Here is a 20,163-nt window from a genome sequence, read left to right as displayed (position 1 = left end):
TGGGCATCTTGGCATACGTCAAGCATTGGGCCGATAATGAAAAACTGAATAAATCTGAAGTGATGAAATTGAATAAAGACGGACTGAAAGTACTTGAGGATATTCCATATTATGCAGAGCATGGGTTTGCATCGATTCCCAAGGACCAGTGGGATCTGTTCAAATGGGCCGGCCTGTATCTTCAACGCCCAAAAGAAGCGGGATATTTCATGATGCGCGTCAATGTTCCTTCAGGCATATTGACCAATGACCAGGTGAATGCGCTGGCAGGGATTGCGCGCGATTACGGAAGGGGCGTTTTCGATATCACTACCCGCCAAGCCATCCAATTCCACTGGCTTGAGATCGAGCAGATACCGGATATCTTTTCAAGACTTAAAGCAGTGGGCCTTTCAAGCATCGGGGCATGCGGCGATATCACACGGACGATTGTCGGAAATCCGATCGCCGGCATCGATCCCGATGAATTATTCGATACGCGGGCAATCGTGAAGGAAGTTTATGATTACTTCCAGAACAATGAAGATTTTTCGAATTTGCCCCGCAAATATAAGATGTCGATCTCTACGAATCTGAAAAATGCGGCCAATGCCGAAATCAACTGCCTGTCCTTCACTCCGGCGACAAAAGAAATCGACGGGGAGATCAAGAAAGGCTTCCATTTGAAGGTAGGCGGCGGTTTGTCGGCCCGCCCGCATCTTGCCAAGACGCTGGACGCTTTCGTATTGCCTGAACGGACCCTGGAAGTAGCCATCGCCGTCACGACCATTTTCCGGGATTACGGTTATCGGGAAAAAAGGCATATGGCGCGGCTGAAGTTCCTTGTGGCCGATTGGGGTCCGGAAAAGTTTCTTAAAAAAATCGAGGAGTATACGGGTCCGCTTCCTTCCAAAGGGGAGGAACCGACACAGGAGTGGAATGCCGGCTATTTCTACGGAGTGCATGACCAAAAGCAGGAAGGGCTGAAATTTCTCGGCTTCAATGTACCGGTTGGGCGCCTGAGCGCGGATGAAGTGTTTGAAATCAGCCGCATATCTGCCAAATATGGCAACGGCGAGGTAAGAACATGCAACTCGCAGAACCTAATCCTGCCGAATATTCGCGCGGAGTACGTCGATGAGCTGCTTGCCGAACCGATTTTCAAACGGATCACCATCAATCCCAATTCCTTTATCGGCCATGCCGTCTCCTGCACGGGCATTGAGTATTGCAACCTAGCGCTGGTTGAAACAAAGGAACGGATGCGGTTGATCGCAGAAGCCTTGGATGAAAAGATAACATTGGATGTTCCGGTACGTATGCATATGATCGGTTGCCCGAATTCCTGCGGCCAGCGGCAGATTGCCGATATCGGCATCCAGGGTATCCAGGTCCGGACCAAGGATAAGAAAAGAATCGACGCCTATGAAATATATGTGGGCGGAACTTTGAACGCCGGCGGCAAATTCAATGAGAAGCTGCAAGGAAAAGTGCCGAGCGACCATCTGCAGGCAGTCCTTGAACAATTGCTTCTTTATTTCAAGGGGGAAAAAGCAGCCGGGGAATCCTTTTTTGATTTTGTCCAGCGCGCCGGACTTCCAGCTTTTCAGCAAGCATTCGATGCCATATTGGAGGCGGAACTTGATGGCATATCTCTATAGATTCGACGTCAGCCTCGGCCATAAGGATGTGACAGCCATCATTACCGCTGAAAATGATGAAGCGGCATTCGCACATTTGGATGTCGAGCTTGAGAAATTCTATCTTCGGAATCCGTCTGTCCAAGGAGTTACCTTGAGGGAAAAGAAACGGCTTGGCAAACAGAGCGGCTATATTCTGGATGAAGATGAGAAAGGGTGATCAGAATGAGCGGGAAAGTCTATTTGGTGGGCGCCGGGCCCGGAGACCCTGATCTATTGACCGTTAAGGGGCTCCGTTGCCTCAAGCAAGCGGATGTCATTCTGTATGACCGCTTGGTGAACGCAAGCCTTTTGAAGGAAGCGAAACAGGACGCGCAGCTTGTCTATTGCGGCAAGCTGCCCCATTATCACACGATGAAACAGGAAACCATCAATCGTTTTTTGGTGAAATACGCGAAAAAAGGATTGCAAGTCGTTAGGCTCAAAGGCGGCGACCCATTTGTTTTCGGACGGGGCGGGGAAGAAGCTGAGGCCCTTGCCGAACAAGGGGTCGATTATGAGGTCGTGCCGGGCATCACGGCCGGTATCGCGGCGCCGGCCTATGCAGGCATCCCTGTGACACACCGGACGCTAAGCAGAAGCTTTGCGTTCATCACCGGCCATCAAGCAGGCGATGGAGCCGCCGACCACCAATGGGCCCATTTGGCGAAGGCGGTGGATACAATCTGCATCTATATGGGCATCACCCATTTGCCGGGCATCATATCGAACCTTGTGGAAAATGGCAAATCGCCGGATACGCCGGCCGCCCTTATCCATTGGGGGACCCACCATGACAGCCAAAGGACTGTAGCCGGCACGCTTTCAACCATCGAAGAACAGGGCAAGGAAGCGGGTGTATCCAATCCGAGTATCATCATCATCGGCGAGGTCGTCACTTTGCACCGCAAACTGAATTGGTTCGAGGAAGAAATCCTGCCGAATATGCCGGCTATCCAATCAAAGGGAGGATGAGAGCGATGAAGGCGATTCTATATGTCGGCCATGGAACGAGGTCGAAGCATGGTGCAAAGGAAATGAAAAGGTTCCTGGAAGGAATCATCCCTGAAATTAATGTCCCCATCCAGGAAATAGCATTCCTTGAATTGACCGAACCGGATATCGCAGCAGGGTTTGAACGGTGCGTTGCCAGGGGGGCTACGAGCCTGGCGGTTGTTCCGTTATTTCTTTTGACAGCCGGCCATATCAAAGTAGATATTCCTGCGGCACTGAAACCTTTGAAAAAGAAATATCCTCTGCTGGATGTCCATATGGAGGAACCATTCGGCGTCCAAAGTACCATTTTGGATGCGATGATGGAGTCCATAATCGAGGAGGCCGGCCGCCTGTCCCAGGAGGACCGGATTTTGATTGTCGGCCGGGGGAGCTCTGACGCCTCCATCCGAAGCGAGTTTAAGAGAATAGAAGACGGGATCAAGCAGCGGAGCGGTATTTCTGCTGTGGCAGTCTGTTATCTTGCAGCATCGGGTCCGTTTTTTCAACAAGGGATTGAAGAAATATCGCATCATTGTTCCGGTAAGGTAATCGTCGTGCCCTATCTCTTATTCCCGGGGCTTCTTCTAACGGAAGTGGAAAGGGAAGTCGCAAAAAGAAAACAAGCAAGACAAAACATCTTGCAAACAGGAGCTCTCAGCAGGCATGAGAGCATAAAACGGATCATGATCGAAAAGGCAACAGCTGCAGGGGAGGAAGAACGCATATGCAGCCATTGATCATAGACTTGAGAGGAAAGAACGTGGTGATAGTTGGCGGTGGGAGAATTGCCGCAAGAAAGGCGCATACATTAGCTGCTGAAGAAGCGCTGATTACATTTATCGCGCCTGCTTTTTCAGAGGAAGTAAGGAACTTGGCCGAAAAAGAAGGATACGCGTTGGTAGAAAGGATAGCGACTTACGCTGATTTTGAAGGCGCTCTGCTCGTCATTCTGGCCACGAATGACCGAGAGGCGAATGCCTACTGGGCGAAGTGCATCCCGCCCGACCGCCTTGTGTGCGTAGTGGATGAACAGGATGAAGGCAATGTCATTTTCCCGGCAACGGTCCGGCGTGGCCATCTGCAGATAGCTGTCAGCTCGAACGGCGCAAGCCCGAAACTGACACGCAAGCTTAAGCAGCAGCTTGAAGAACAGTTTGACGAATCATGGAATAGCTATACATCCTTTCTGGCCGATGTCCGTAAGATTGTGAAGGAATCGGGGATGGCATGGAATGACAAGCAGGCCATCCTCCAAGAAGTGCTGGATGATTGTTACCGGCTGGATCAGGAAAGAAGGGCCAGCAAGCTGGCTGAGCTTTCTTCCGGCGTATTGCCATAAGCTTTTCTCCTTGGCGGGGAAAGGCTTTTTTTTGCAAGTGAATGGCCGTCATACAGATAGCGTCTCTTCTTGTAAAAGCTTAAAGATAGGGTGTTATTTCTTTTGCCTTGTTAAATAGGCATTTCATCTAAGACAAACTCCTACATCCTTACATACAATAAATTATCATAATGAAAGGTGGTTTGGCGTATGGGACGTAGAGAGAATCGCAACCGGGAAGAAGAAGTTATTACTTGTCCAACAGAAACAGTTGTTAATACGCACACAAGGGAAAAGGTTATTAAACACATCCATCCTAAAGAGATTATTAATGTACACCGAACAGTGATTAAGCACAAACATTGTTATCCAGTGTATGAGCGAGATGTATGTGAAACAATTGTAGAGGGTGATGACCGCGGCTGTGGGAAACATCACCGAGATCGTTGTTGCAGAAGGAACCGGGGTTGGTGGTAATCTAATTGGCATCCTTTACGATGCCTTTTCTTTTTTTCTGGTGAAGGCGAATTTGTTCCTCGTCTTCTACTCTATTAATTGATCTATTGCAGCTCGCTTTGGCGAAAGACCTGCCTTATGTCCGAACCACCCTCCAGTCCACGAATCTTCAGGTCGCCAAATGTAAGCTCCTCCAAAAAATCATCCATTTCAAGAAAAAATGCTGTCACTCTCTGAATACTTGAAGAGGGAGAAAGAGCAAAAATCCATCATATAAGTCAAAGGAAATGAGTCTAAAGATGTGTATAAGTGCAGAAGCGGGGTAAAAAAGGAACGAAGATTAAATTCGTTCAACTGGAGGTGGCCTTGCCATGGGAACAAGTGTAGTTTACATGAAGGATAAAGAACCGATCGGTTGCACTACGTACAGAACGGTGGATGGCGATTATCTTTCGCTTGCAGAGTATGTCGGAGGCGAGGGCAAGGAAATCGGAGTCGGAAGGGACAAAGTCGAGAAACGGGCTATAGACCTAAGTGTGAACCATCTACTTTCGAAGGAAACTACTTATTCACACAATAACTAAGTATGGACAAGAAAGGCTCCTGCTGTACAGGAGTCTTTCTTGCCGCCATTAAACAGGCCGTCTCACCTGTAGTTGATCGGCAAGCATTGCTAAATGCCGTAGATTGGGATATTTCAAGCAAATGCGCTTCGAGTTCTTTAAATGTCTGCAGACTTGCAGGTAACGATAATAAATAGCTGATCTTTCGCATTTCTTGGATAAGCCATTCCAAAACCAGCTCGGCAGTTTCCGCTTCAAGCTGCCAATCACTCTATTTTTAATCCGATGTAAAAAAAGATTATTTGAAAATTAGAAAGGCAAAAAAGCCTGCAGGCGATTTCCTGCAGGTTCTGCCGACTATGCGATATTCTCTCTATCCTTTCCTGACGGGGCAGGGCTTTCCTGTTTCTCTTTCATCTTGCTGAATATCGTGGCAAGAATAGGGCCGGAAATGTTATGCCAAACGGAAAAGATGGCACTCGGAACAGCGGCGAGCGGAGAAAAATGAGCTGCCGCCAATGCAGCGCCTAGCCCGGAGTTCTGCATGCCGACTTCGATGGCGACCGCTTTCTTTTTAGACAAATCCAATCGGAACAGTTTGCCGAATAAATAACCGATGATATAGCCCAGCAGATTATGCAGCATGACGACAGCGAAGATGGCCAAGCCTGTTTTGGCGATCTGTGCCTGGTTGCCGGCAACGACTGCAGCTACAATCGCGACAATGCCGATGACGGATACGAGCGGCAATACTTTGACGCTTGCCTGTGCCTGGCGGCGGAACAGTTTTTTTACGATAAAGCCGAGCGCAATCGGAATGATGACGACCTTGACAATCGATATGAACAGACTGGACGGGCTTACTTCGAGCCATTCGCTCGCCAAAAGATAAATCAAAGCAGGCGTTATGACTGGTGCCAGGATGGTTGTAACGGAAGTAATGGCGACCGATAAAGCCACGTCGCCTTTTGCTAGGAAGGTCATGACATTTGAAGCCGTACCGCCCGGGCAGCAACCGACAAGAATAACTCCGACGGCAATTTCAGGGGAAAGATTCAATCCCTTAGCCAAGAGGAATGCCAAGCCTGGCATGATCAAAAATTGGCCGACCACGCCGATCATGACATCCTTCGGGCGCTTGAATACTTCTTTAAAGTCATCCGCTGACAGGGTGAGTCCCATTCCGAACATAATAATCCCCAATAATGTTACGATATAAGGCCCAATCCATGTGAAGGCAGAGGGGGAAAAGTATGCAAGAACAGCAAAAAGCAGAACCCAGATGGCAAACGTACTGCTGACAAACTGGCTGAAACGTTCCAATGTTTTCATATAGCGCCTCCATTCTTTAAAGTAATGGTGCTAAGTATAGTATATTTTCAGAATAAATACAATATTTAAAATAATATTCCGTGCCTATAAATCTTAGGAGAAAAAGGGGCTTTTTTCGTAATTGAACCTTCCTTTTCACGCGTTAAAGTGAGAAAATAATAGCTGGTTCAAATTAGAAGCAACAAGAGTCTTTATTGCTAGATATATAGGGGATGAACGTAATACATGTTTTATAAAGTATTGAACGAAAATACTATTCTATTAATTTTCATGATTGTCGGTTACGCATTGCGGAAGAGTAGAGTGATGAACACCTCCAATATGGACGGTCTGTCAAAGGTATTGACATTGGTGGCTTTGCCTGCTGCCATCATCATCAGCCTCCAGACTCCATATACGCCACAGCTGCTGAAAAAAGTAGGAGTAACGCTCATTGTTTCGCTGCTGATGACAATCGTGGCATTCCTGATCGGAATCGCACTCACGCGATTGTTTCGAATCCAGCATGTCGAACGGAAAATATGGATTGGCTGCTGCACTTTCTCGAATATTTTATTCATCGGCATTCCGATTATCGGTTCGTTGTTCGGGAATGAAGGGATTCTGATGCTCGTCAGCTATAATACGGTCTGCATGTTTCTGTTGTTTACACTGGGGATCGTTATATACAGCAACAAAGGGGAAAGCTCAATCCAGATGAAGGACTTTTTCCTGAACCCGGCAGTAATTGCCACATTCGTCGGCTTCATCCTATTCGTCGCCAATATTGCCTTGCCAAAACCAATCTTCGGGGCGGTGAATGCGCTGGGCGGCTTGACAGCTCCGTTATCCATGCTCATAACAGGAGGGATGATGGCTGATAATAAAATCGGTGCTTTTCTCATCGATTTCAAGGTTTATCTTTTTTCTGCCATCCGCTTATTCCTGATTCCAGCTGTGACTTATCTGCTGCTGCTACCGATCGTCAAGGACCCACTCATCATCGGCGTACTCGTCATCGCATCGGCCATGCCGTCGGGCGCCATGAATGTCGTGTTTGCCGAACAGTACAGCTCTTCCGGACCGCTTGCCTCCAAATATGTGGTAATGACCACATTGTTATCTGTCCTGACGTTGCCGGCCGTCGCTTATTTGCTGGGATGAACAAATACCGAACAGCCCGATAAGAAAGCCTTAACGGGCTACTTGGTACGCCATAAAATCTTTAATTTCACCGGATTGATACTTAAGAGGTCAGCAGATAGCGTGATATAATGGCTTTAACTAAATCATGAAGAAAGGATTTATCATGAAGTTAACAGACTTTGAAATGTATATTGAAAAAGTTATTCTTGCGCGCGGGCAGGATTATATCAGGAAAGGGAGGATTGAAAGCTTAGAAGAGAGCGAACCAGGCCATTTTATTGCCGAAATCGCTGGTTCTGATGAATATATTGTGGATGTACAGCTTGATAGCAACAAGCAAACGATTCTCACTTCTTATTGTGATTGTCCGTATGATTGGGGTGAATTCTGCAAGCATGAAGCAGCTGTTTTTTATTTGATCCGTGAACGGGTAGCAGCTGGTGGCAAGGCTGCTGTGGGGGATGAGTTAAAAAATGTGATTGAGGGACTTTCAAAGGAAGAATTGTCTTCACTTCTATTGGAAGCTGCTGAAAAGCATCCTGATATTGGACAGTCAATTATTGGCCGCTTTACCGGAGAGGAACCGAGAATAAAGGATCAATCGATTGAAATGGATCAACAATTGATGTATGAGTATATCAATCGATATAAATGGAACGGTTTTATCGAATGGGATGACGTCGGCGCTGCACTGCAGGGAGTCGATGAAATACTTGGAAAAGCGCAGATATTGGCGACGAAAGAACCTGAAAGGGCGATTGAGCTGTGCTTAAGCAGTTTGGCTGTCGTTATTGATATGCTTGGCTATTGTGACGATTCAGGCGGCGAGCCAGGAGCGGCCATCTATGAAAGTATTGCAATCTTGCAGGAGGCGGTGACAGATGGCGTTAACGGCATGGATGAAGCCATGAAGGAACGGGTTTTCACTAAACTTCTAAAGGAGTCTTCGCATGAACGATATGAAGAGTGGAGCGACTGGAAAATGGATCTCCTGCGGGCAACTATATTCCTCTGTGATGTCCCTAGCCGAAGACAGAGATTGGAAGATAATCTGGAAGAGATGCTGAAACAGCCCATCGATGATGATTGGGATTCCAGTTTTCAAAAAGAGCAATTGCTGCTTCTTCAGCATAAGCTGATTGAACTGTATGATGGGGAATCCCGTTCTTTGGCGTTCTTACTTGAGCATTTACAATACAACTCCATTAGAGAACTCGCCATCTCTTATTATGCTAATGAAGGAAATGACCGGGAAGTTATTCGGCTTTGCGAGGAAGGGCAAAGTCTGGAAGGCGCTTCGCTCTCGTTTGTTTGGCAATGGAAGAAATATGCGCTGCAGGCGTATGAGCGTCTCGGTGAATCCCATAAGCTTCGCGAAACGCTATTGGAACTCCTCTATAGAGAGTGGGACGGGTATGAGTATTTCGTTCGGCTGAAGAAACTGTATACAATGGAGGAGTGGCCCGAAATCCTTGCAGGAATTGTGGAGCATTTCGAAACGAAGAACGGTTCTTCATCTGTCTATCTCAAGATCTTAAAAGAAGAAAAGTTGTATGAGAAAATGCTTAATCTTTGCCAGAAGAGCCCGGCTTTCATCGAACAGTTATATCCATCTTTGCTTGATGTCCATCCGGAAAAGGTAGCTGCGCTGTTCATACATTATATTGAAGATGAAGCGAGCAACTCCAGCAATAGGAACCAGTACAGAAATGTGTGCAAGCTGATCAAACGCTGCAAAAAAGCATGCGGGGACGAAGTGGCGCAACAGGTGAAGGAAAGCCTGGCAGCCACATACCGTACACGGCCAGCCTTCCTGGATGAACTGAGTAAAATTGGCTAGCGGCAAATAGTCTGGTAGCTGTTCCAAAGTTAAAAAGAGTAAGGAAGATTTTTTCTCGGCAGTGCCCCCAAAAAGTTAGTTTTTACTCTAACTTTTGGAGGGGGCGGCACCCTCCTTGCTCTTTTTTGTTTTTTTTGTTTTATGGAAGATTAAATATAGGGTATTTACTCTAGTTTTGAGATTAGTATTCGATGGACAAATCAGTTAATGGAAAAGATAACACCAGGCATAAAATGATATTTATGTTAAAATAAGGGTTGTTCTGGCTTTTCATTTAGGGGGGATTTATATATGGTGTTGGATTCATTCGTTTTTTCCATTATGTTTTGGATTATTGGCTTAGTTATCTTTTATTTAGTAATTTCATATGCAGTGAAGGATGGTATTAATAAATCTGTGGTTGGTCAATTAATTGAAAAGAAGTATGAAATTGAGAATGATAAACGATCCTTTCTTGATAGCGACCTGGATCATGACAAATAGATGCTTGATGATCGAACGTACAACTTCATTCTGGGACTGTGAAAACAGTTCCTTTTTTATTCTATATAGCTGTGGACCGGCTTGGCTATGTAGTCCATATTAGGAGCCCTTCAATCTCAGTCAAACTGAGCTCCCTTGAAAATAGGGGAAAGGAGATTCATTTAACCGCAGGAAAGAAACGATGAACTTATTAATTCACTTTCTTTGTGGAAAATATTAGGTGGTATGTGTATGCTGGATAGGAAAACATGTCATTCAGCATGCAAACAGGGGGGGGCTGGACTGTGAACAAATATAAAAAATGGGGTTTAATTCTGCTGTCCATCATTGGTGTTATAGCCATCGGGATAGCTATCCTTGTATTTTCATTCTGGCAGGCGATGAAAGCAGATCCGGATGAAGAAGAGAAAGCGATCGTGCTTGCCAAGGAGTATGTGGAGGGAACATTCCGGGAAAAAGTGGTTGTTTATGATGTGCTGTATGACAATATGGGGAACTTTGGGGAGTTTGAATATGCCGCGAAAGTGCGCCATGAGAAGTACGGCACGGAATTTCTCATCTACCGGAACAGTGAAACCGGAAAAATGGAGGATACGTTCGTCATCAATAAGTGGGTAGATGATGCCGAGAAGGCGATTCGGCCAGCTGTCGCGGAGAAATTGGGCGATACGATCATCAGCGCTGAAATGAATCCATTCATCCATGGCGATGATTATGAGGAAATCCAGAAGCAAATGGAGGGGAAAACGGAAATCAATGTCTTTTTTGACGAAGAAGAGGTAAGAGCGTTGAAAATCGATCCGAACGAGCCAAAAAGCTATACCATATTCGAGCTGAAGCCGACGGTCCGCCTGGAAATCCCACGAAAAAAGGAAGTAGCTGATAAAGAAGCTTTTACAGAAATAATCGATACGTGGAAATCAAGTGAAATCATGAAACATGGTACGCTCATCGTCTCTTATACCAAGGGAGGCGTCCCGCTTAAAGAGGAAGAGTGGAGCTGGGATTTTTGAAGGAACGCATATCGGTTCACCTATCATATCAAATACAAACAAAGGAAGCCTTCTACAACAGGGCTTCCTTTGTTACTTAAAAATTCTCATTCATTTTATTAAAGTTTTTGTATACTTTCCATGTGGAATTAGGTTCTTTCTTCATATAAACCGTGTAGCAATGCGGGCTCTGAAGGTCACTCGCTTTGAAATATTGGGTTACTTCAAGATATTGGACGCCGTTTTTTGTATAGAACACATGGGCTGGCTTCTTATCCTCATGTTTTAAGTACCAGTCAAAAGATTTTAAGATATAAACATAATGATCGGTGCCTTTCACTCTATACAATGGATTTCCTTTTGAATCCTTGCGGAAGGACATCATTTCAACTTTAAAATATTGGTCGATATATTCCTTCGTGAAAGCAGGAGACATGGCCTTATAGAATTGTTGTTTTGTTAAGTCTTTAAAAATGGTGCTGCGTTCAATGCCCCGGATTTGGTCATGTATCAGCTTTACGCTATAAAGGGAAGTAGTATGGTAGAATCTCACATGATTAGCGGAGATGAATGCTTTTTTATTATTATATCTGATTTCATGCCATCCGTTTATAGTGGAATATACTTTCACTTTATCGCTTCGTTTCAATGATCCAATGACTTTTGCTTTGTCGCTTGCAGCCGCGTGGACCTTCAGGGTGCCTGAGGGGATGTCGACTACGCCATTTTGGATGGTTGCAGCGCTCGCTTCATTTGGCATGCTTGTTATGGATAGAATGGAAAGCAGTAGTGCGAATGCAGCCAAAACCTTAAGAATTTTTGTTTTCAAATTAATCCCTCCTATAATAGGATATTCAGATGGTATTTATAGAGTCTTTGTTTCTATGTAATCATTTTATCATTATTGTAATATAAATGTAATATTAGAAATAAAAATGCAACTTAAGTAGTGAGCAGGCTTCAATTTTCTTTTTTTTATAGGTCTATAGATTCTTATTTGGATACCATAACCCTTGAGAACGCCAATCTAGGATAACGGGGTTGAAGGATATGAAGAAACTATGATAAACTTTACCCCATTTATCAGATCTGCAATCAAACGATATGCCTTTTTTTATGCCATTCTCAAGGGCGAATGTCGTCTCTATGACATAAAAGGGGCTTTTAGCTGCAATTCACTCATGGACCACCACCAAATAGTGATATAGTTCCGGTAGATATACATGGACGAATAGGTAATTGGATTCATTTTTACCTTAATTTTACCTATATATGAACCAATTAAAAACTAATTTATGGTACCATTGGGAAGTGTTTGAATTTTCCAAAGGGGGATATCATGAGTCAATGAGAAAAGCAGTAAGAATCATCGTAAGTCTAGTCGTCTTAGTTTCTACATTTATCACAGCAGGCATCAGCGTCTCGCATGCAGCAACCCCTACATTTAAAGATATTGGGGCATCCCATCCGCTGCATGATGAAATCATGTATCTCGCCCAAGGGGGCATTGCGGCGGGCGATGCGAAAGGCTATTTCAAGCCAAAAGATAACGTTACCCGCGGGGATTTCGCCGCCTTTTTGGGACGAGCCATGGATTTAGATGGAACTAAACGTAAAACAACATTCAAGGATGTCGGCACCGGTATGAATGCGTCCGGCTACATCCAATCCGCCGTTCAGGCTAAAATCATTTCTGGATATAGCGACGGCACATTCAAACCGAACCAAAAGGTGACACGTGGTGAAATGGCAGTCATGGTGGCGCGGGCATTCGGCTATGATTTCCAGAATAGTTCTTCTGGAGCGGCGCAAGCGATGATTTCCAGAGGAATCGATACTAATCAAAGCGATGGCACCTTCGCCTATAACCGGGCTGCCACAAGGGAAGAGACCGCGATGTTTGTGGCACGGGCGATCGATTACACACTTCGCCTAAAGCCTGAATCTGCATTCATCGGTACGAAATACATCAACACCAATGGCTTGAATATGCGGAAAGGCCCGTTGACCAGCTATGAGATCGTCGGTTCGTTGAATAAAGGAAATACGGTATCAGTCGCCTATACGGTCGGCATGTGGTCAATGGTGAAGACAACGGGCGGGAAAACCGGTTTTGTCTCCAGCAAGTACTTAAGCAACACCAGTAACACTCCTACAACAGGCAGTGCGGACAAGTCTGCATCCTCCCTCAAGATTGTGATTGACGCGGGCCACGGCATCCAGCCCGGGAAGCGAAACGATGTGGGCGCTGTCGGCAATGGGTTGAAAGAAAGTGATATCACACTGGATATCACCCAGCGATTAAAGAAATTGTTCGACCAAACGCCGATCAATGACTTTTATACACGGCCGGTCGAATCATATCCAACCTTGGATGAACGTGCGGAATACGCTAAAGAGAAAGACGCTGACATTTTTGTCAGCGTCCACGTGAATAGCTTTGGCAATGAATCGGGTGAAGGATCGGAAACCTGGTATCCTTCTGAGTCTCCTTCTTCATCAAGCGCCAATCGGATTGCCGAAAGCAAGGAACTGGCTTCGCTCATCCAGAAACGGTTCGTGAAGGAATGGAACACAAAAGACCGTGGGACCAAGTCCAACAAGTATGTCGTATTGGTCAAGACAACCATGCCAGCCGTATTGGTAGAAACAGGATTTATCAGCAATAAAGAGGATGCGGCCAAATTGGGATCCCCAGCATATCGCCAAAAGGCAGCACAAGCGATTTTCTACGGCATCTTAGATTACTTCAAGGCGCAAGGATATGAAGTAAATGAATATTACAATATCAAGGAATAAGGGAAATTCCTGATAGAAGGAGAGACCGTTCATTCAGTTGGATGAACGGTCTCTCTTCTTTTTTTATGCCTATTTTTAAGCGGATAACCCAACATTTAGTATAGAACCAAAAAAGAAGGCAGGGAACCTAAGTCCCTGCCTTTTGTTATTCTTGCTCTTTTTTTTCTGTTTGTTTTCCTTCTTTTAAGTCAAAATAGGTATCCATTGCTTTTCGTGCGATGTCCATATTCATACTGTGGCCTGAGCTTCCGACGTATGCCCATGGCACCACAACGGCGATGGTGACTTCCGGGTTATCTGCAGGCGCGTATCCGATGGCCGATAAGGTAATGACATCTTCAGCCTTGTTTTTTACATTTTTCTTTGGCCCTGCATATTGGCCTTGGGCAGTACCTGATTTTCCGGCCATATTATAGGAAGCGTCATGGAAGGCGTTGTAACCTGTCCCGCCCTGTTCCTGCATGACCTTTTTGAAGCCTGTTTGCACTCGTTCGATCCATTCCTTTTTCATATCCACGGTATTGAGGACTGTCGGTTGGATGGAATCGATGAGCGGTCCCATCTTTTTGGGGTCGCGGCTTGGTTCATGGATCTCCTTGACGATGTGGGGCTGAATGCGGTCGCCTCCGTTCGCAATTGTTGAAATATATTGTGACAATTGGAGGGGAGTGTACGTATCATACTGGCCGATGGCTAAATCCATCAGTTTACCCGGACCCCTTTCCGGTCCAATATATCCTGTCGCTTCATTGGGCAAATCGATGCCGGTAGGGACCCCCAATCCGAACTCATTATAGAAGTAACGCATGGTATCGAAGGCTGTAGGATCGATGTGGATTGATTTTCCAGGGACATAATGTGCCTTGGCTATATCCAGCGCCGTCCGGAACATATAGACGTTGGAGGATTGCTTCAAGGCTGTCAGATCGTTGATATATCCCATTGATTTCCATGATTTCTTAACAGGAGTCCCTTTGATCTTGAGCGGTGTGTCCAGCTTCACGTCATTGGGGCGCAACGCACCGGTTTGATACCCGGTCAGCACGGTGGCGCCTTTCACGACGGAACCCATAACATAGGATGACGTAAAGTTGCCTGCCGCATAATCCTGTATTTCCTGCTTGCCGGTCTTTTCATCTTTGACAAACTGTTTGCCCGACATGGCCAGTATCTCACCCGTTTTCGGATTCGTCATGATGGCGAATGCCCTGTCCATCAGGGTGTTTCCTTGGCTTCTTTTCGCCTTTAGTTCGTCCGAAACGATTTGATCCACGGCTTCCTGCAGGTCGATATCGATGGTCAACATCAAATCCTTGCCCTGAGATCCTGCGGAAATGGTTTTGGAGTCGACGACATTTCCGCTTTTATCCGTAATATTCTTGACTTTTGTTTTTTTGCCCTGCAGTACATCTTCATATTGTGATTCGATATAACTTGTACCTACACGGTCATTGCGGCTATAATCCCTCGCCAGATAATAATCTAGTTTATCTTGCGGCAGCCCTTGTTCCGATTTGCTGACACCGCCGAGTACAGAACGCAGTGTCTTGTCGTACGGATATTTCCGTTCCCAATCGACAGTGACGTTGACACCCGGCAGGTCGTCCAAATGCTCGCTCACGATGGCGATTTCTTTTTCCGTTACGTCCTTATTTTTTATCACCTGTGGCGTCAATGTTTTAGCGCCATTCATCTCACGGAATATGGCCAGGACTTTTCGGTCTTTTTTCGAAAGGGTGGCCAGATCCTTTTTCGTAATCCGATCTAATTGGCGCTGATAGACTTCTTTATCATCAATCTTTTCTTCGGCAAAGAGTTGTTCATCCTCTTTGGTGATTTTCTTTTTGGCTTGGTTCGGATGAATCAGCAGCCAAAAGTCCTTTTCATCACGTTCCCGGATTTTATCGGTGGATGGATCGATCATGGTCGCCAGTTTCCGGGCCACTGCCAACATTTCATCCGTATCGGTATTCTGAGAGCGTGTGTACGTGATGGAATCCAAAGCTTGATTGTCCACCACGACTTGGCCGTCCCGGTCGTACATTCTTCCCCTAGGAACAGAATTATTAACCGTTACATCTTCGGTCCGTTCGACTTCCCGTTTATAATCATCCCCATAGATGATCTGCACCGTCCCTAAACGGAGGATCAACGCTGAAAACATTAAAAAGATAACGAAAAACAGGATGGTAAGCCTTAAAGGCGTTTGGGATTTCTTCTTGTTCGTCTTTTTCTTCAATTGATTCCCACCCTTTAAAAAGTTGTTAACATCCCAATTTAAAACCATTTCACCATCCAAAAGCAACTAATAAAGACTGGGGAGGGAAGGATCAGGGCGTATGCCTTCACGGTTGATTAGTGAAAAATGGAAGAATGAGCGATAAAAAAGGCAAGGAGAGGATATTCTCCTTGCCGCTTCATTAATGGCTGGTCTTTGCATAATCTATGGTCGAACCGGTAGTGTCGGCAATCTCTGGCTGTTTCGATAAAACGCGGTTCGGGTCGAATTCCTTTTCGGATTTGGAGATGATGACAGTCGCCACTCCATTTCCAATCAGGTTGGTAATGGAACGCGCTTCGGACATGAAACGGTCGACCCCGATCAATAAAGCGATCCCTTCAACTGGAATCATCGGGAAAGCAGCCAGTGTCGCTGCCAAAGTGATGAATCCGGAGCCGGTGACGCCTGCTGCCCCTTTGGAAGTCAGCATCAGGACACCAAGTAGCGTCAATTCCTGCACGATAGTCAAGTCGACGCCATAGGCCTGGGCAATAAAGATGGCAGCCATGGAAAGGTAGATCGACGTTCCATCAAGATTGAACGAATAGCCTGTTGGAATTACCAGCCCGACGACCTGTTTGGAACAGCCGTAGTTTTCCAGCTTTCTCATCATGGCAGGAAGGGCGGATTCGGATGATGAAGTTCCAAGCACAAGCAGAATTTCTTCTTTAATATAGGCGAGAAACTTGAAGATGCTGAAACCAAAATACTTAGCAATCGAGCCAAGGACTACTATGATGAATAGGAACATGGTGATGTAGACGGAACCCATTAGCTTGCCCAGCGACCAAAGGGAGCCGAGCCCGAAGTTTCCGATCGTGAATGCCATGGCGCCGAAAGCGGCGATTGGGGACACTTTCATGACCATGCTGACAATCTTGAAGAATACATCCGCCACCCGCTCGAAAAAAGTGATGACAGGTCTGGCTTTTTCGCCGATGGATGCGGCCGCCAAACCGAATAGCACCGCAGAGAATAGGACTGGAAGAAGTTCTCCGTTGGCAAGTGCGCCGACTACGTTTTCAGGGATGATGTTCATGATGAAGGCTGACAACCCATGTTCGGTCTCAGCAGCTTGCGACGTATACTGGGAGACATCGCCGCCTTTGATATGTTCGGTGTCCAGCCCTTTTCCCGGTTGGACCAAATTGACCACGATAATGCCGATGGCCAGGGCGATGGTTGAAACAATTTCGAAATACAAGAGTGCTTTGCCGCCGATTTTCCCGACTTTCTTGAGGTTCCCCATGCTGCCGATGCCGATGACGACTGTAAGGAAGATGATTGGCGCAATCAGCATTTTGATTAGCTTGATGAAAATATCGGCCAAAATCTTTAATTGGGCCCCGAATTCAGGAAAGATGGCCCCGACCGCAATCCCTAGTATGATACCTGTGATTACCTGAACAGTTAGATTTCTGAAATTGATTTTCAAAAGTCATCCCACCTTCACATTTTTGATAACGCTTTCATTTTGTTATTTTCATCATAATGCATTTACCGGAAGAATTGGTTTTATGGTTTTAAAGGTCTTTTTGGTCTTTTTGGTCAAAAGAGGAAGCAGCGGGCCATGAAAAAAACTAACCATCACAAAGGAGGTTAGTTGATTTCTTTCTCAATTTCTTTTAAGAAGTCAGCGTCTACTTCACCGCGATAATAATCGTGAAGGGCCCTGAATGTCTTTTCCCATTCTTTCTGCTCCTGCTGGGTCAGTGTGTGGATGTCCATGCCTGACGTGGCCTTGATCTTTTGGTAATCATCTTTGTTCATTTGTTCGGATTGCTTGAGGTTCCAAAGCGTCGCCTCTTCCATCGCCTCCTGGACATCCTGCTGGAGGTCTTCGGGCAGGCTTTTCCAGAAATCTTTGTTCATCATGACGGCATATCCCAGAAAACCATGATCCGAAATCGTCATATATTTCTGCAGTTGATAGAACCCCTTGCTGTATATGTTGGAAATCGTATTTTCCTCCCCGTCCAAAGAGTGGTTCTTAAGCCGTGAATATACCAGATCGAAGTTTAGCTTCACCGGTCTGGCGCCGGCCAGTTCGAATTGCTTTGCCAGCATGTCGCTGTCCATCGTCCGTATGGTCAGCCCCTTAAGGTCAGCCAATTCCCTGACCGGCTTGTTGGCAGTCGTGATTTGCTTGAATCCGTTGCTCCAAAGGGCAAGCCCCTTAATATCCTCCTTGTCGAGCATATCGAGCAATGCATCCCCGGCCTTCCCGGTGAACACACGGCGCACATCTTCATAGTCCCTGAACAAATAAGGCAGGTCGAGAACCTCCCATTTGGGAATCAGCCTGGTCATTTTCGAAAAGGAGGGAGCGATCATTTGAATATCCCCATTTTGCAGCGCGCGGAGCTCATCGTCATCTGAATAAAGGAGGCTGTTCGGATAGACTTCCACCTGGATGCGGCCGTCCGACTTCTTTTCGGCCAGCTCGGCGAACTTGCTGGCAGCGAGCCCCTTCGGTGTATTCTCAGCGACCACATGGCTGAAGTTGATCACAAACTGGCTGTTGAGATGCTTTTGTTCGGAATCGAATGGCAGGCTGTCCTGTCTCCAGAAACCATTCCGGAAGCCAATCAGCAGAAGCAATAATAGGATGGTGCCTATGGCGGCAATGATGAATTTCCTCATAACGGTTCTCCTATCCCAAATGACTGAATCTTTTTTACATTCTATCACATTCTTGGTGGTACAATGGATGAAAGAAGCAGAAAGGATCATCACGCATGAAACAGATATCCATCCATTGGAAGGTCATGGTCATCACTTTCTTTATTGTTGTCTGTTCGTTCATCGTCGCAGGCATCTTTGTGCTTGATAATGCCATGAAATCAAAAGAAGCGGAAATCCGGGAACGGAGCATGCTGATGGCCCGTACTGTCGCTGAATTGCCCGAGCTCCAGCTCTATTTGATGAACGGCGATGTGCGGGAAGCGGCAGAGAAAATCAATCCGGTGGTCGAAAAAATACGTGTGATCAATAAAGCTGATTACATCGTTGTATTAAATAAGGATAGAATCCGGCTCTCACATCCCGTCAAAAGCATGCTCGGCACAAAATCACAAACAGTCGACGAGGATGCGGCTTTCACCGAACATACCTACATCTCCAAGGCCAAAGGAGAGGCAGGGACAATGATGAGAGCCTTTATGCCGGTTTTGAATAAAGAACATAACCAAATAGGCGTCGTCGTTTCCGGCTATCTGATGCCATCGATCTGGGATATTCTTTGGGACGTTAAGATGGAAATCTTTCTGGCGGTCGGTTTTGCCTTCCTATTTGCCGGATGGGGCGCCTGGACACTGGCCGGCCATATGAAAAACCAAATGTTCGGATTGGAGCCGCATGAAATCGCCAGGCTGTATGCGGAGCGCAGTGAAACCTTCAACGCCATGCATGAAGGGATCATTGCCATCGACAGTAACCTGACGGTGACAATCTTCAATCATAAAGCACGCAAAATCCTTGGCGTTGATGGGGAAGTTATCGGAAAAAACATTTATGATATTCTGCCGGATACGCGGCTTCCGGAGATATTGGATTTTAATTACCCGATTTATAATAAAGAACTATCCGTCAACCGGCATTCAATCCTGAGCAATCGCATTCCTATTGAGGTAGAGGGAAAGACAGTTGGGGCGGTGGCCGTGTTCCAGGACCGGACGGAAGTGAAGAAGCTTGCCGAAGAGCTGACCGGCTTCAAGGCATTCGTCCAGGCGCTGCGGGTGCAGAACCATGAACATATGAATAAGATGCATACATTGGGCGGCCTGCTTCAGCTTGGAAAGTACCAGGCTGCCCTCGATTATATCTTCCAGGTGAAAGAGGAGCAGGCAGAACTGACAAACTTCCTTAAGGAACGAATCAAGGATGATAGCCTTTCTGGGCTTTTGCTCAGCAAAGTCAGCCACGGAAAAGAGTTGGGGATCACAGTAGAAATCGATAACAACAGCAAGTGGAACCATTGCCCGGAGAATCTTGACCACCATGATTTGGTAATCATTCTCGGCAATTTGATCGAGAATGCGTTTGAAGCCCTTCGCCAGGTGAAACGGCAAGAGAAGAAGGTATTCGTCAGCTTGGATTATAACGAAGATGGATTTTCCATCATGGTTGAAGATAACGGAGTAGGCATGGACCAGCAAACCATCAACTCGATATTTGAAAACGGATTCACCACCAAAAAGGAGGCTGGGCACGGGATCGGCCTTCATCTGGTCAACGAAATCGCCATGAAGGGAAACGGTACAGTGGATGTCGACAGTTATCCGGATGAAGGGACAAGTATCATCATCACATTTTAAGGGG

At 46.1% G+C, this 20,163-nt stretch carries 18 protein-coding genes; 13 read left to right on the top strand and 5 right to left on the bottom strand.

Features of this window, described 5'->3' with window-relative positions:
* Window positions 1–8 precede the first annotated feature (8 nt).
* The 7 genes from BN1765_RS13310 (at window position 9) to BN1765_RS13285 (ending at window position 5,012) form a co-directional block, all read left to right on the top strand.
* Window positions 9–1,640: a nitrite/sulfite reductase gene (locus tag BN1765_RS13310; RefSeq protein WP_050615588.1), complete on the top strand. Its 1,632-nt coding sequence runs from the start codon at window positions 9–11 to the stop codon at window positions 1,638–1,640.
* Window positions 1,624–1,839, top strand: coding sequence for a DUF3906 family protein (locus BN1765_RS13305; protein WP_050615587.1), 216 nt, complete (start codon window positions 1,624–1,626; stop codon window positions 1,837–1,839). The genes BN1765_RS13310 and BN1765_RS13305 overlap by 17 nt, the downstream gene beginning before the upstream one ends.
* Before the next feature lie 5 nt (window positions 1,840–1,844).
* Entirely contained in the window at window positions 1,845–2,633 is a 789-nt protein-coding gene (gene cobA / locus BN1765_RS13300) for a uroporphyrinogen-III C-methyltransferase (protein WP_050615586.1), read from the top strand.
* Window positions 2,634–2,638: 5 nt separating this feature from the next.
* Window positions 2,639–3,391, top strand: a complete 753-nt coding sequence (locus tag BN1765_RS13295; RefSeq protein WP_050615585.1) for a sirohydrochlorin chelatase — start codon at window positions 2,639–2,641, stop codon at window positions 3,389–3,391.
* Window positions 3,379–3,993 (top strand): precorrin-2 dehydrogenase/sirohydrochlorin ferrochelatase family protein, encoded by a 615-nt coding sequence (locus BN1765_RS13290; RefSeq protein WP_050615584.1) that lies wholly within the window; start codon window positions 3,379–3,381, stop codon window positions 3,991–3,993. Before BN1765_RS13295 ends, BN1765_RS13290 begins: the two co-directional genes overlap by 13 nt.
* A 189-nt stretch (window positions 3,994–4,182) precedes the next feature.
* Window positions 4,183–4,449 carry a CotD family spore coat protein gene (locus tag BN1765_RS19600; protein ID WP_075050809.1) on the top strand — a complete coding sequence of 89 codons (267 nt, stop codon included), beginning with the start codon at window positions 4,183–4,185 and terminating at the stop codon, window positions 4,447–4,449.
* Between the two features lie 350 nt (window positions 4,450–4,799).
* Window positions 4,800–5,012: a hypothetical protein gene (locus tag BN1765_RS13285; protein WP_050615583.1), complete on the top strand. Its 213-nt coding sequence runs from the start codon at window positions 4,800–4,802 to the stop codon at window positions 5,010–5,012.
* A gap of 336 nt (window positions 5,013–5,348) precedes the next feature.
* Here the strand turns inward: BN1765_RS13285 and BN1765_RS13280 are convergent, their stop codons facing one another.
* A complete protein-coding gene (locus BN1765_RS13280) occupies window positions 5,349–6,323 on the bottom strand; it encodes a bile acid:sodium symporter family protein (protein ID WP_050615582.1) in 975 nt (324 codons plus the stop codon).
* A 225-nt stretch (window positions 6,324–6,548) separates the two neighbouring features.
* On the opposite strand from BN1765_RS13280, the gene BN1765_RS13275 reads away from it, so the two are divergent.
* From BN1765_RS13275 to BN1765_RS13260, 4 genes are all read left to right on the top strand, one after another.
* Window positions 6,549–7,466: an AEC family transporter gene (locus BN1765_RS13275; protein WP_050615581.1), complete on the top strand. Its 918-nt coding sequence runs from the start codon at window positions 6,549–6,551 to the stop codon at window positions 7,464–7,466.
* A gap of 145 nt (window positions 7,467–7,611) precedes the next feature.
* Entirely contained in the window at window positions 7,612–9,288 is a 1,677-nt protein-coding gene (locus tag BN1765_RS13270; protein ID WP_050615580.1) for a hypothetical protein, read from the top strand.
* Window positions 9,289–9,579: 291 nt separating this feature from the next.
* Window positions 9,580–9,771, top strand: a complete 192-nt coding sequence (locus BN1765_RS13265; RefSeq protein ID WP_050615579.1) for a hypothetical protein — start codon at window positions 9,580–9,582, stop codon at window positions 9,769–9,771.
* A gap of 284 nt (window positions 9,772–10,055) precedes the next feature.
* Window positions 10,056–10,784, top strand: a complete 729-nt coding sequence (locus BN1765_RS13260) for a hypothetical protein (RefSeq protein WP_147554198.1) — start codon at window positions 10,056–10,058, stop codon at window positions 10,782–10,784.
* Between the two features lie 76 nt (window positions 10,785–10,860).
* Here the strand turns inward: BN1765_RS13260 and BN1765_RS13255 are convergent, their stop codons facing one another.
* Entirely contained in the window at window positions 10,861–11,592 is a 732-nt protein-coding gene (locus BN1765_RS13255) for an SH3 domain-containing protein (protein WP_050615577.1), read from the bottom strand.
* Window positions 11,593–12,110: 518 nt separating this feature from the next.
* Between BN1765_RS13255 and BN1765_RS13250 the strand changes: the two genes are divergently transcribed.
* Window positions 12,111–13,562 (top strand): N-acetylmuramoyl-L-alanine amidase, encoded by a 1,452-nt coding sequence (locus tag BN1765_RS13250; RefSeq protein ID WP_050615576.1) that lies wholly within the window; start codon window positions 12,111–12,113, stop codon window positions 13,560–13,562.
* A gap of 145 nt (window positions 13,563–13,707) precedes the next feature.
* On the opposite strand, the gene BN1765_RS13245 is transcribed toward BN1765_RS13250, so the two are convergent.
* From BN1765_RS13245 to BN1765_RS13235, 3 genes are all read right to left on the bottom strand, one after another.
* Window positions 13,708–15,801 (bottom strand): peptidoglycan D,D-transpeptidase FtsI family protein, encoded by a 2,094-nt coding sequence (locus BN1765_RS13245; RefSeq protein WP_050615575.1) that lies wholly within the window; start codon window positions 15,799–15,801, stop codon window positions 13,708–13,710.
* 181 nt (window positions 15,802–15,982) lie between these two features.
* Window positions 15,983–17,278, bottom strand: a complete 1,296-nt coding sequence (locus BN1765_RS13240; RefSeq protein WP_050615574.1) for a dicarboxylate/amino acid:cation symporter — start codon at window positions 17,276–17,278, stop codon at window positions 15,983–15,985.
* A 164-nt stretch (window positions 17,279–17,442) separates the two neighbouring features.
* Window positions 17,443–18,486 (bottom strand): DctP family TRAP transporter solute-binding subunit, encoded by a 1,044-nt coding sequence (locus BN1765_RS13235; protein WP_050615573.1) that lies wholly within the window; start codon window positions 18,484–18,486, stop codon window positions 17,443–17,445.
* Between the two features lie 95 nt (window positions 18,487–18,581).
* Here BN1765_RS13235 and BN1765_RS13230 point away from each other — a divergent pair, with 95 nt between their 5' ends.
* Window positions 18,582–20,159: an ATP-binding protein gene (locus BN1765_RS13230; protein WP_050615572.1), complete on the top strand. Its 1,578-nt coding sequence runs from the start codon at window positions 18,582–18,584 to the stop codon at window positions 20,157–20,159.
* Window positions 20,160–20,163 lie beyond the last annotated feature (4 nt).

The organism is Bacillus testis (assembly GCF_001243895.1).
GTDB classification, from domain to species: domain Bacteria; phylum Bacillota; class Bacilli; order Bacillales; family DSM-1321; genus Bacillus_AD; species Bacillus_AD testis.
The sequence above is the reverse complement of the archived record's forward strand: the minus strand, read 5'-3'. Positions and strand labels throughout refer to the sequence as shown.